Genomic DNA, 13566 nt, shown 5'->3' on the forward strand with positions numbered 1-13566 from the left:
TCAAAGACTCGTCGGCGAGTATCAAAGACTCATTCACGAGTATCAAAGACTCGTCGGCGAGTATCAAAGACTCATTCTCTATTCCCAATTCCCAATCCCCAATCCCTTCATCGAATCTGTTCAATTAGCTCCATAATTTGCTGATAATACTGAACATTTCCCTCTTGGTAATACAAGTCTGCGGATTTCTGGAAATCTGCAATTGCTCTTTGAGAATCACCTAAATTTTGGTAGACATCTGCTCGCAGGATGTAAGCTGAAGCCCAATGAGGCTGAAGTTGTAAGGCTTGGTTTAAGTCTGCAAGCGCTCCTGGTAAATCTCCCAAGAGAGAACGGCTACGACCCCGATTGTACCAGTCTTCGGCAAAGCTGGAGTCGATGGCGATCGCCCGACTGTAATCTTCGATTGCCCCTTGATAATCTTCTACTGCATAGCGAGCATTGGCGCGATCGCTGTAAAATGCAGCAGATTGGGGATTTATTTGCAATGCTTGGGTATAATCCGCGATCGCACTTTCATATTCTTCTAAAGCATAATGGGTTGAACCTCGGTTGTAATATGCTTCAATTAAATCAGGGTTAATTTTCAATGCTTGATTATAATCTGCGATCGCTCCTTGTTCATCCCCCAAAAGACGACGAGCATTGCCTCGGTTGCAGTACGCTTGCGAAAACTCAGGAACAAGCTCTATTGCTTGGGTGTTATCATCAATTGCTCCTTGTAAATCTTGCAAGGCTTCACGGGCAATTCCGCGACCGTAATAAGCTGCGGCTAAGTTATCATTAATTTGTAATGCCCGATCGTAATCTTTAATTGCTCCTTTATGATCTCCTAAAGAACGACGAGCCGCCGCGCGATCGCAATATCCTTCAGCTAAACTAGGATTGAGTTGTAATAGGCGATTGCTATCTTCAATTGCACCTTGATAATCTCCCAGTCGGCGGAGAGCGTTCGCCCGAAAGCCGTATACTAAAGCTAGAGTCGGATTTTCTTGTAAAGCTTTGTCATAATCTGCGATCGCACCCTCATAATCTCCAAGAGTACTACGAACAAGACCCCGTTCAGAATAGGCTTGAACATCATCAGGATTAAACTTTAACGCTTGGTTAAAATCCTCAATTGCTCGGTGATATTCTTTGAGATGAGCAAGAACTAGACCCCGATTGTAATATGCTCCGGCAAACCTGGGATTAATTTCTAGGGCGCGGTTGTAATCTGCGATCGCATTTTGATAATCTGCTAAAGAGTAGTGGGCATTACCTCGATTATGATAAGCCTCGGCTAAGTTTGGATCTAATTGTAATGCTCGGTCATGATCTGCGATCGCTTCGGGAAAATTTCCTAAGATATGGTGAATATTACCCCGATTGCTGTAAGCTGCGGCAAAATTGGGATGCCATTGTAAAGCTTGTTGAAAATCTGCGATCGCTCCTTGATGATCGCCCTTTTCAAAACAAGTTACACCGCGATTATGATAAGCATTAGCAATATCAATATTGATATTATCAGCTAACTGGGTACTAGTTTCGATTGTTTGGATATAATCAGCGATCGCTTTGTCATATTTTTCTAAGGCAAAGTAGGCATTACCCCGGCTGTGGTAAGATTGGGCGAGATTTGGATCAATTTCTAATGCTTGGTTATGATCTGCGATCGCTCCTTCGTAATCGGCTAATAAGTAACGTGCATTACCTCGGTGACAGTAGGCTGTGGCAAAATTGGGATTAATTTCTATAGCGCGATTAAAATCTGCGATCGCACTGCGGTAATCTTTGAGTTGATCACTGAGAATAATCCCTCGATTATGGTAAGCTTCGGCATAATTAGGATTGAGCTTGATTGCTTGGGTGTAAGCTGCATTACTCTCTTGATAATCCCCTTGCAAACTGTAGTTCAATCCTTGGTTTAAAAATTCTTCAGCATTCATGTAATTTTCTTAGATTTCAACATTTCCTAGCTTAAAGGCAACGGGATTTTTAACGATATGTTTTGAAAATCGTTTCAGCTACTATTGTGCCTCTTGCTAAGATTTTAATTCCTGATTTTCTGTGAGCTTAGATTCAGTGCGACATATTTCAGGCGACTTAAACAGCAGCAAGCACCGCAAACAAGGACAGTAGGTGTCTGACTCGCCGTTTTTTACTGGTATTGCTATAGTAGCGAATAACACATTTATCTGCGTGCGATCGCATCTACTAGCAATATGCGTAAACAGTTTCAAAATCGTTTAGAACACTTTACTAGCCTAAAGTCCAAGTACCAAGCAACTAAATATAACGATTCATCACCCGCAAGTCTGTTGTATCTCATCTTACGAAAAGTTGATTTAGGTATTGAACTTAGTGATTTAGAATTTAATTGGTTGGGAGAGTCTGAGCTTAAAGAGACTTTAGAAGCTATCAAGCAAGAGCAGCAACATAGATTCCAAGAATTCGGAAATCTAGAATTTGAATTCTCAAAATTAAAATCTAAGTATAAAGCTACAAAGTACAACATTTCTTGGCAATCAAGCCGTCTGTATTTGATTTTTTTGAAACTTGAGTCAGGAAATTTACTCACTGATTCAGAAGTTAAATGGCTCATATCAAACGGTTTACATGATACGAATCAAATTGCTCAAGAGGTAAAACGATTTACTCACCTTAAATCTAAATACAAAGCTACTCAATATCAAGACTCATATCCTGATAGTAAACTATATCAAATACTGAAAAAATTAGAGGTTACACAAACTTTAAGTAATTCTGAATATAATTGGCTTATTAATAACCAACTTTTGGAAACAGCAGAAATTTTTAAGCAGCAAGAGTCAGTAGAAGAAGCTAAATTTGCTGAATTAAGAAATAAATACCAAGCGAATACACACTCAGAGTTATCATTATCCAGTCCGCTATATCTAATACTGCAAAACATTGACGCAAAAAATAATTTGAGTGAGTCAGAAATTAACTGGCTAGAACAGCAAGGACTTAGCGAAACAATTGCCATTGCTCAAGAATTGGAACAAACACGAGAATTTGCTGCCTTGAAAGCTAAATATAAAGCAACTGAGTATCAGGATTCAACGCCTAAGAGTCACCTGTATAAAATTCTCAAAAGGCTTGAGTTGTCCAATCAGTTAGGTGAACAGGATATTAACTTTCTCAAAAAACGCAAGCTGACTGGGATTATAGAAATTGCAAATGAAAAATACGCCTCTACCCTAAAATATAAAATAGATTTAGGAGAACTACTTAATGAATCAGAAATTGAGTGGCTGAAAAATAATAGACGTGAAGACATCATTCTTCTCGCTCAACAAAAGCATTTCACAGCCTTGAAAACAAAATATGATGTTTTAGACTATCAAGATAAATCACACACCAGTCTTTTATACACAATTTTGCAAAAAATTGAATTAAAAGAGCGACTTGAACCAACAGAGTTTGCTTGGCTTCAAGAGACTAAAATTAAAGTGCCTCAAGCAACATATAGTTATTATAGGTGGCAAAAAGAGCCTCAGTATGAAGGGGCTAAATTATTCTCTGGTAAGATTTTGATTGCTTACCACACAATTGAAGCAAATTTCTATGAGCAGGAATTTCAGCGCACTGACAACAAATGGAACTTAGCAAATGCTAGTAGCCATTGGCGTAAAGCATATGAACCAAAACAGGCATTGCAACTGACAAATAATTTGGAATTCGACAAAATTAAAGAAAATAAACTCAAGTCAGCTTTACTAACTAGCAGAGGTGGAGCCTTTCGAGATATTGAAAAACTAGATAAAGCAGAAAATTGCGCTCGTCAAGCTATTGAGCATCAACCAAAAAGCCATCACCCTTATACCTTGATGGGAGCTATTTGTTTTGAACGGCATCAATATTCAGATGGTGAGTATTGGTTTCAAGAAGCAATCAAACGTGGGGCTAATCCTAGAGATATGGATTCTGAAATCAAGCGAGTAGTGAAAAATGCTAAGGATGAAAACAAGCGTCGAGAAGTAATAGAGTATCTGCTGAAAAAAGATTCACAACGCTACTCTTGGGCTAAGTCTTATCTCAAAAAGCTGTAAGCTAATAGTAAATAAACTGGTTTGCATCATCAAACTACCAACATGACCAGATTTATTCACGACCAATTTGCCAAAGACTATCTCGAAGAATTACTGACTCCTTACGGCGAAGTCCAAGCAGCTAGACGAGTCGCAGGAGAAGTTAGAGAAATTGACGTTTATTTCATCCCCAAACCACAACCAAGTAACATACCAGAAACACTCGGATTATTAAATCAACTTGTCACTACCCCTTGTCTACTTGAACCATTTCGTAACGCAGCATCAGCTACAGAAATTTGCGATTGCCTCTTAAAATTATTAGAGGTACGTGGCGATTTACAACGACAGTCCAATCGAAATAAAACACGTATTCTAGAATCTGATTTACCAAAATTATGGATTCTTACCCCCACAGCATCAGCGCAACTCTTATCAGGATTTGGTGCTAACCCAAAAGTTGACTACCTGCCTGGAATCTACTTCATGCCAGAATATTTGCGTACTGTGATAGTAGCAATTCATCAGTTGCCATCTATCTCAGAAACCTTATGGCTGAGAATCATCGGTAAAGGGAACGTTCAAAAGCAAGCAATTGACGAACTAGAAGCGCTTACTCCTGATAATCCTTTCCGAAAAGCAGCGTTAGAATTGCTGTACAACTTGCAACAAAACTTACAAGTCACTCAAAATCAAGACGAGGAAGATAAGGAATTGCTTATGCGATTAGCACCACTTTACCAACAAGACCGAGAACAGGCGATACAAGAAGGTGAACAACGGGGACTCGAAACAGGACTCCAAACAGGAATTCAGCAGGGAGAACGCTTGGTGGTGGAAAACTTGCTCAAAGTTCGCTTTGCTGAAATAGATAATGAGCTTCAAGCAATTATTGAACCTTTATTGACGTTACCACCAGAAGAGTTTACGCCTTTACTTTTGCAGTTATCCCGTGAAGAATTAATTGATAGGTTTTCATAGTGTCAATCAGATATTTTTTATTGATTAAGGAAAAGAGTTTAACTCTTTTCCCTCTTTATTTTTTACACTTTCTACCTCGCGTTACAATGTAAAATCGAAGACATTAATACAGTATTATAAAAATCAATTTATAAGTTGTTTAACTAATGAAAACTTTATTTTATAGGTTTGCATCGCATGGATTTTCTGACAATTCTAGGATTAGCGGCTGCCACAATAACCACAATCTCTTTTTTGCCACAGATGTTTAAAACGTGGCAAACCAAATCAGCGAAAGATGTTTCTATCGTTACGCTAATTACATTCATAGTTGGTGTTTTTTTGTGGTTAATCTACGGAATTTATTTACAAGCCTTGCCAATTATTCTTGCTAATAGCGTGACATTGTTATTTAACTTGATAATTCTATGGCTTAAAATTAAATATAGATAACCCTGCTCATAACTAAAATCTCTGACAGTAAAAGGATATATTCTGTGAATAGCAAGAAGAAAAACAATTAATTGCAAACTCCCTGTATATAACCTGAGTCTAATTGTATTAATTACGAATTACGAATTACGAATTACGAATTATCATGACCTCATCTGTATTTACCTCTGAACGCCTCCTTTTCACCCCTGCTAACCCAGATACCAACGCTATCCCCATCATTTTTGCCTTTCCCAATGAGTACAGTGTAGGTATCACTAGCCTCGGCTATCAGGTAGTTTGGGCAACTTTGGCTATGCGTGATGATGTGCAGGTGAGTCGCCTGTTTACAGATACTCACGAACAACTCCCCAGAACCCCGGAAATTATGGGATTTTCGATTTCCTGGGAACTGGATTATGTGAATATTTTAAATCTGCTGGAATCTTTAGAAATTCCCATTCTGGCAACTTCTCGCAATGATTCTCATCCGATAATTTTTGGTGGTGGCCCTGTTCTCACAGCGAATCCCGAACCTTTTGCAGATTTTTTTGATGTAATTTTACTGGGGGATGGCGAAAACCTCCTGGGAGATTTTATTGAGGCGTACAAAGAAGTGAGAAATGCTTCTAGGCAAACTCAACTAAAAAGACTTGCACAAATCCCAGGAATTTATATACCCAGTTTGTATGAGGTGGAATATCACAGCATAGATGGTGCAGTAAAGTCAATTAAACCAATTTCTCCCGAAATTCCCGCAGTGGTGCAAAAGCAGACTTATCGGGGAAATACCCTATCGGCATCAACTGTAGTCACCGAAAAAGCCGCCTGGGAAAATATTTACATGGTGGAAGTGGTGAGAAGTTGTCCAGAAATGTGCCGCTTTTGTTTGGCGAGTTATCTCACGTTACCTTTTAGAACAGCTAGTCTTGAAGGTTCATTAATTCCAGCCATTGAAAGAGGTTTAGAAGTCACAAATCGGCTAGGATTATTAGGCGCTTCTGTAACTCAACACCCAGAATTTGAGACTTTGCTGGATTACATTAGTCAGCCAAAGTACGATGATGTCCGTCTCAGTATTGCTTCAGTGCGAACCAATACCGTAACAGTCAAATTAGCAGAAATTTTGACGAAACGAGACACGCGATCGCTTACCATTGCTGTAGAGAGTGGTTCTGAGAAAATCCGGCAAATCGTCAACAAAAAGCTGCATAACGACGAAATTATCCAAGCGGCGATAAACGCTAAAACTGGCGGATTAAAAAGTTTGAAACTCTACGGAATGGCAGGAATCCCCGGTGAAGAAACAGAGGATTTAGAGCAAACCGTGACAATGATGCGTAATATCAAAAAAGCTGCGCCGGGATTGCGGTTAACATACGGATGCAGCACCTTTGTACCGAAAGCACACACACCATTTCAATGGTTTGGGGTAAATCGCCAAGCAGAAAAGCGGTTGCAGTTTTTGCAAAAACAGCTAAAACCACAGGGAATAGAGTTTCGTCCAGAAAGCTATAATTGGTCGATTATACAAGCTTTGTTGTCGAGAGGCGATCGCAGACTATCCCAACTTCTCCAACTTACTCGTGACTTTGGCGACTCCTTGGGTAGTTATAAACGTGCTTTCAAACAACTCAAAGGACAAATCCCCGACTTAGATTTCTACGTTCACGCCGAATGGTCAACAGAACAAGTATTACCTTGGAGCCACTTGCAAGGGCCTCTGCCACAGTCTACACTACTAAAGCATTTGGCTGAAGCTAAAAGTTATATCAACCCATCCCCCAAAGAACTACAGCCAGTACTGGGGACTAGGAACTAGGGACTAGGGACTAGGAATTAAAAGTTAATACCCAATACCCAGTCCCCAGTACCCAGTCCCCAATACCCAGTCCCAAAACTTGATGCAAAACACAGCCGAGTATTACTGCGCCTATTGCGGTGAACCGAACTTAACTTTTATTGATTTGAGTGCTGGAGGACAGCAATCTTATGTAGAAGATTGTCAAGTTTGTTGTAACCCAAATATTTTGTATGTAAGGGTTGACGAAGATACCCTAGATATCGAGATTGATACCGAATCCGAAAGTTGAATTTTAGGTTTTTCTTTCCATGCTGCACTTTAAACATTCTTCAGTAATTAATGCCTCACCCGAAGTAGTTTGGAAATTTCACGAAAGGCCAGATATTTTGCAACTGCTGAATCCACCTTGGCAGCCAGTTCAAGTTGTTCGCCGTGAGGGGGGTTTGAACGTAGGCGCTATCACAGAATTTCGCCTGTTTCTCGGCCCATTACCCTTAACTTGGTTAGCGCGTCATACTGAATGTGAAAAATATCGCCTGTTTACCGACGAACAGATATCTGGGCCTTTTGAGTCTTGGGTACATCGACATGAATTTGAACCTGAAGCTGGCAAAACCAGACTAACTGATACTATTTCCTTCTCTATGCCTGGCGGAGGAACAGTTGAATTTGTCAGTGGTTGGTTAGTGCAAGTGCAACTAGAAGCGATGTTTCGCTATCGCCACTATGTAACGAAACGAGAATGTGAGTCACAATACAACTTGGGTTAATAGCAAAAATTAATTATCCTGATTCTTCAACCCTTGCCGCGAAACCCACTTTATCAAACCAGGAAACAATCGGTATAAAGCTTGTGAGAAATTCGCTGAACCAACCATCACTTCGGACTTATTATTTTTGACTGCATCCCAGATAGCATTTGCCACATTTTCAGGCTTCTCCACCACCGGATTTTTCAGCACACTCTCAAGCTGTCCACGACGACTTTGAGTATCTTGCTCATCCTTACCTCGAAAAACTGCCCGTTCCATTAAAGTACTCTTGATTAAATTCGGATAAATCCCACAAACATGAATACCTTTTGGCTGTAGTTCTACTTGTAGAGATTCCGTCAACCCTGTCACGCCAAACTTACTAGTACAGTAGGGAACCAAGTAAGCAGTTGGTACTTTACCACCGATGGAACTTAAATTAACTATAGTTCCACTTCGACGCTGAAGGAAATGAGGCAGAAGGGCATTAATAGTGTGAATATATCCCCATAAATTAGTGTCTATAATTTGATGCCAATCATTGAGAGAAAACTGCTCTACTGGCCCCGATGCAAAAATGCCCGCGTTGTTTATCAGTACGTCGATATAACCATAATTTTCTAATGCCTTTTGCACTAATGCGTTTACCTGAGATGAGTCAGTGACATCGCAAGTAACCGTTAATGGTGCTGCACAACCAATGCTTTGCACCTCTTGCGCTAAGGCTTCCAAGCCGTCAGCATGACGAGCTGCAAGTACCAAGTCATATCCTTGCCGCGCAAATAAAAGAGCCGTTGCTTTGCCAATGCCTTCAGAAGCACCTGTAATCAGTACTGTAGGAGTCATACTTGAAGTTTGAAAAACCTATTTACTCTTTATTAGTTTGGGTAATAACATTCCAGAAACCTTCTAACTTTCGTTAGATTTTTGTCATATCCAAAATATTTTTTTATTGATACTAAAAGTTTTCATGAGCAGTAGTTTGGTAAAAATACCTCTGCTCTATAGGCTAGTAAAAGCTATTACTGAACTTTTGTTAGATAAATATTTCTTAAACCCCTGAAAATCTCATTCTTTAGAGTTGCTTCTACTTTGAAACTATAGACAGATAGCGCTAAATGGGTAAGTTAAGTAATATGTACAAAGTAACTAGCTTCTTAAGGAAAATTAACAATGGCACTTTATCCTAGCGATAAAACTGAAACTGCATACAATGGCAAAGACCGCAATGCTGCTGATCTTGGGATAACTCCTCAGTCTGAACTTTGGAACGGTCGCTTGGCTATGATCGGTTTTCTAGCTTACCTACTTTGGGATCTCAATGGTTATAGCGTAGTGCGGGACGTACTTCACCTCGTTTCCTAAACTCCTCACTAAATTATTGACCATCTTTGTTACAGCCTTAAATTGTATCCAAAGTATCAGATAGAAGGCACTGGTTATACTGAATACCAAGTTTCCCAGTGTCGTTACTTGTATCACCCAGCCTTCTAACCAAAAACAGTTTTTAGAATAGTAGTTGCTTGTGTAATACTAGTTAAAGTATCTTAATATTTATACATATTTTTGAGCATTGGCATTGTCCAGTGTAAAAAATTGGGCACTAACAGATTTTCCGGTTAGTTTTTTTTGTCATGACTATATTTTTGAAATTTTCACCTGAATGCTAGGCGGAGTAAAAGCGTGATCCAGTTAGAACAACCACCCAGTCATCAAACAAAACTGACTCCAGTAGTGAGAAGTAAATCTCAGTTTAAAGGGCTTTTAATTGCTATTGTCATTGTTAGCGTATGGGTCATTAGCCTGAGTATATTACTTTCCCTTGACATCTCGAAACTAAAATTTTGGATTTTATTGCCTGTTATACTATGGCAGACATTTTTATATACAGGATTATTTATTACATCTCATGATGCCATGCATGGGGTAGTATTTCCCCAAAATACCAAGATTAATCATTTGATTGGAACATTGACCCTATCCCTTTATGGTCTTTTACCATATCAAAAATTATTGAAAAAACATTGGTTACACCACCACAATCCAGCAAGTCAATTAGACCCAGATTTTCATAATGGGAAATACCAAAATTTCTTTGCTTGGTATTTTCATTTTATGAAAGGTTACTGGAGTTGGGGACAAATAATTGCGTTGACTATTATTTATAACTTTGCTAAATACATACTCCATATACCAACTGATAATCTAACTTACTTTTGGGTGCTACCCTCGCTTTTAAGTTCATTACAATTATTCTATTTCGGAACTTTTTTACCCCATAGTGAACCAATAGGGGGTTATATTCAGCCTCATCGTGCCCGAACAATTAGCCGTCCTATTTGGTGGTCATTTATCACGTGCTATCATTTTGGCTACCACGAAGAACATCACGAATATCCCCATATTTCTTGGTGGCAATTACCAGAAATTTCCAAAGCAAAATAGTTATTGTTTATCTAATTATCATGGCAACAAGAGTCACACGGTAATCTATATAGTTTGAGTAAGGCATTCTTTTAGATTATCCTCTTATGTCAATTAATAATTCTCGTCTTGTCACCTATAGCCCTGCTTATACAATCGTTCCTACTTACGAGTGCTTTAATCGCTGTAGTTACTGCAACTTTCGCAGCGAACCGGGTAAAAGTCCCTGGATGAGTATTTCAGATGCAGAAAGTATTTTAAAACCACTTCAAAGCGAAAAAATCTGTGAAATCCTCATCCTTAGCGGTGAAGTGCATCCCCATTCGCCAAAGCGTCAGGCGTGGTTTGGGCGGATTTATGATTTATGTGAATTAGCGCTTTCAATGGGGTTTTTACCGCACACCAATGCAGGCCCCCTGAGTTTTGAGGAAATGCAAAAGCTCAAAGGTGTAAATGTTTCGATGGGGCTGATGTTGGAACAGTTAACGCCAATTTTGTTAAATACTGTACATCGCCACGCACCGAGTAAATTACCTGAAGTTCGTTTACAACAATTGCAATGGGCGGGAGAGTTGCAAATTCCCTTTACAACTGGGTTACTGTTGGGAATTGGGGAAACTGTAAATGATTGGTGGGAAACCTTGGAAGCTATATCTAAATTGCATCAACGTTATCACCACATTCAAGAAGTCATCCTGCAACCTCATAGTCCAGGACATCAGCAAACCTTTGATGCGCCACCTTTTGACCCTCATCAGTTACCAGAAGTCATTTTTAAGGCGCGTGAGATTTTACCGCCAGATATTACTATTCAAATTCCGCCGAATTTAGTTAAAGATGACCGATGGTTACTCGCTTGTATCGAAGCTGGTGCTAGAGACTTGGGTGGAATTGGCCCAAAAGATGAAGTGAATCCTGATTATCCCCATGTTCAGGAACAGGCATTAAGAGAAATTTTACAGCCTGCGGGGTGGAAATTGGTGGCGCGATCGCCAGTTTATCCACAATTTGATAGCTGGTTGTCTGAAGAATTACAAACAGCAGTGAAGCGATCGCGGAATGCTATGTTATTGGTTTAACATTGCTAGGCTCATACCAGCTAAATAGTTTCAAATCAAGACTATGGGCGATAAATTCCCAATGCATCCCTCAGAAGATATAGATAGCAGCCTAAGCCCTGTTGTAAAATAGATATATAAGGATTTGGGGGGCCATTAACTGGTCATAAACGCCTATAGAAACTATCTACGGAAATCTCCAAGGTTTAAAGTCCAGCCAGCTGAAACAACTACAGCGGCTGTATCACCAGCGTATACCAAGCGATCGCATCACCACGCCTGAGTTTTCCCAGCGTCTGGCAGCAATTAGCACAGAAGTGAATCAGCCGGTGTGCGCCTATATCAACCGTCGCGGACAAGTGATTCGTGTCGGGGTGGGTACACCACGACAAACGCAAATACCACCGATGGAATTGCCCCGTTACGGTGCAGAACGACTCAGTGGTATTCGTTGTATTGCCACCCATCTGAAGCCAGAACCGCCAAATGAAGCGGCACTCACCGCTATGGCCCTGCAACGCCTAGATGCCCTAGTTGTCCTAAACATTACCGGAACGGGATTTACACGGCGGGGAGGCGGTGCGACTGGATATGTCAAAGAAGCTTATCTAGCTCATCTAATACCCCAAGAGTCTCGTACCCTAATTACTAGTCCTGCTGCTTTCAAAGTAGAAGAAAGCAAAATTCAAACCCCAAGTTGGAATATATCGCCACCGATGGATTTGGATGATCTGGGAGATCAGGATTTAGTAGACTTGGTGGAAAATCTGGAAGCAGAATTCCAGCGCGAATTTATCGCCCAGGAAGTAGATGCTGACCACGATCGCGTCCTAATTGTGGGGCTGATGACCAGTGAGACAACTCCTCTGCAATTCCAAGATACCCTATTAGAACTGGCACGTTTAGTTGATACTGCTGGGGGAGATGTATTACAGACAATACAACAAAAGCGATCGCGCGTTCATCCCCAAACAGTAGTTGGTGAAGGTAAGGTGCAAGAAATTGCCCTAACTGCCCAAACACTAGGAGTCAACCTCGTTGTCTTCGACCGCGACCTCTCACCCTCCCAAGTCCGCAACTTAGAATTGCAAATTGGTATCCGGGTAGTTGACCGCACCGAAGTAATTTTGGATATCTTTGCTCAACGCGCTCAATCCCGTGCCGGTAAGTTGCAAGTAGAACTAGCACAGCTAGAATATATGCAACCGCGACTAGCTGGTAGAGGTCGCACCATGTCCCGATTGGGTGGTGGTATAGGGACTCGTGGCCCTGGTGAAACAAAACTGGAAACCGAACGCCGTGCCATTGGGCAGCGTATTTCTCGACTGCAAAAAGAAGTAACTCAGTTGCAAGCCCATCGTTCGCGCTTACGGCAACGACGGCAGCATCGAGAAGTTCCCTCAGTGGCTTTGGTTGGATATACTAACGCTGGGAAGTCTACCCTGTTGAACGCTCTCACAAATGCAGAAGTTTATACAGCCGACCAACTATTTGCTACTCTCGATCCCACCACCCGCCGCCTAGTGATTCCTTATGGCGAAACAAATGAACATCAGGAAATTCTGATTACAGATACGGTAGGGTTCATACACGAACTGCCTGCATCATTAATGGATGCCTTCCGCGCCACCTTGGAGGAAGTAACAGAAGCCGATGCCCTACTACATTTGGTAGATTTGTCTCACCCAGCTTGGTTGCGTCATATTCGCTCAGTCAGAGAAATCTTGGCGCAAATGCCAATAACTCCTGGCCCGGCGCTAGTTATTTTTAACAAGATTGATCAAGCCAATAGTGAGACACTAGCTTTAGCTAGAGAAGAATTTCCCCTAGCGGTATTTATTTCAGCAAGCCAGCGCTTAGGATTAGAAACCCTACGTCAGCGCCTTGCTCAACTGATTGAATATGCCGTTGACTCTCGGTAAATACGGAAAATAAATTTTTGAATTAGCATTATTAATGCCGTAGTTGTCTTGACTACGGCATTAACTTTTGAAGATGAATAATATTACTACTTCAGTAAGCTTTAGCAGTTTATGCAGTTTATGTGGAATTTGCTGAATGACAATATTAGAAAATACGTGCTAGAACCATTGATTACTGGG

12 protein-coding genes are annotated in these 13566 nt (G+C 40.6%); 10 read left to right on the forward strand and 2 right to left on the reverse strand.

Annotated elements, in window-relative coordinates:
• Positions 1 to 107 precede the first annotated feature (107 nt).
• Complete coding sequence (locus VB732_RS18435) at positions 108 to 1928, reverse strand: tetratricopeptide repeat protein (protein ID WP_323232355.1); 1821 nt, start codon at positions 1926 to 1928, stop codon at positions 108 to 110.
• A 276-nt stretch (positions 1929 to 2204) separates the two neighbouring features.
• Between VB732_RS18435 and VB732_RS18440 the strand changes: the two genes are divergently transcribed.
• From VB732_RS18440 to VB732_RS18465, 6 genes are all read left to right on the forward strand, one after another.
• Positions 2205 to 4055 (forward strand): hypothetical protein, encoded by a 1851-nt coding sequence (locus VB732_RS18440; protein WP_323232356.1) that lies wholly within the window; start codon positions 2205 to 2207, stop codon positions 4053 to 4055.
• 42 nt (positions 4056 to 4097) lie between these two features.
• Positions 4098 to 5015: a hypothetical protein gene (locus VB732_RS18445; protein WP_323232357.1), complete on the forward strand. Its 918-nt coding sequence runs from the start codon at positions 4098 to 4100 to the stop codon at positions 5013 to 5015.
• 177 nt (positions 5016 to 5192) lie between these two features.
• Positions 5193 to 5447, forward strand: coding sequence for a SemiSWEET transporter (locus tag VB732_RS18450; RefSeq protein WP_323232358.1), 255 nt, complete (start codon positions 5193 to 5195; stop codon positions 5445 to 5447).
• Between the two features lie 145 nt (positions 5448 to 5592).
• The gene (locus tag VB732_RS18455; protein WP_323232359.1) at positions 5593 to 7248 is read left to right on the forward strand and encodes a radical SAM protein; all 1656 of its coding nucleotides are present in this window, start codon (positions 5593 to 5595) and stop codon (positions 7246 to 7248) included.
• An 82-nt stretch (positions 7249 to 7330) separates the two neighbouring features.
• On the forward strand, positions 7331 to 7519 hold the full coding sequence (locus VB732_RS18460) for a CPXCG motif-containing cysteine-rich protein (protein WP_012411100.1): 189 nt from the start codon (positions 7331 to 7333) through the stop codon (positions 7517 to 7519).
• A gap of 19 nt (positions 7520 to 7538) precedes the next feature.
• Positions 7539 to 8000 carry an SRPBCC family protein gene (locus tag VB732_RS18465; RefSeq protein WP_323232360.1) on the forward strand — a complete coding sequence of 154 codons (462 nt, stop codon included), beginning with the start codon at positions 7539 to 7541 and terminating at the stop codon, positions 7998 to 8000.
• 9 nt (positions 8001 to 8009) lie between these two features.
• Here the strand turns inward: VB732_RS18465 and VB732_RS18470 are convergent, their stop codons facing one another.
• Positions 8010 to 8828, reverse strand: a complete 819-nt coding sequence (locus tag VB732_RS18470; protein WP_323232362.1) for an SDR family oxidoreductase — start codon at positions 8826 to 8828, stop codon at positions 8010 to 8012.
• A 327-nt stretch (positions 8829 to 9155) separates the two neighbouring features.
• Between VB732_RS18470 and VB732_RS18475 the strand changes: the two genes are divergently transcribed.
• The 4 genes from VB732_RS18475 to hflX all read left to right on the forward strand — a co-directional run bounded on the left by VB732_RS18475 (position 9156) and on the right by hflX (position 13386).
• The gene (locus tag VB732_RS18475) at positions 9156 to 9347 is read left to right on the forward strand and encodes a chlorophyll a/b-binding protein (RefSeq protein WP_323232364.1); all 192 of its coding nucleotides are present in this window, start codon (positions 9156 to 9158) and stop codon (positions 9345 to 9347) included.
• Between the two features lie 318 nt (positions 9348 to 9665).
• Positions 9666 to 10427 carry a beta-carotene ketolase CrtW gene (crtW, locus tag VB732_RS18480; RefSeq protein WP_323232365.1) on the forward strand — a complete coding sequence of 254 codons (762 nt, stop codon included), beginning with the start codon at positions 9666 to 9668 and terminating at the stop codon, positions 10425 to 10427.
• 86 nt (positions 10428 to 10513) lie between these two features.
• Complete coding sequence (cofG, locus tag VB732_RS18485) at positions 10514 to 11485, forward strand: 7,8-didemethyl-8-hydroxy-5-deazariboflavin synthase subunit CofG (protein ID WP_323232366.1); 972 nt, start codon at positions 10514 to 10516, stop codon at positions 11483 to 11485.
• Between the two features lie 155 nt (positions 11486 to 11640).
• The gene (gene hflX, locus VB732_RS18490; RefSeq protein ID WP_323232401.1) at positions 11641 to 13386 is read left to right on the forward strand and encodes a GTPase HflX; all 1746 of its coding nucleotides are present in this window, start codon (positions 11641 to 11643) and stop codon (positions 13384 to 13386) included.
• The last annotated feature ends 180 nt before the right edge of the window (positions 13387 to 13566 follow it).

The organism is Nostoc sp. UHCC 0252, assembly GCF_034931145.1.
Classification (GTDB): Bacteria; Cyanobacteriota; Cyanobacteriia; order Cyanobacteriales; family Nostocaceae; genus Nostoc.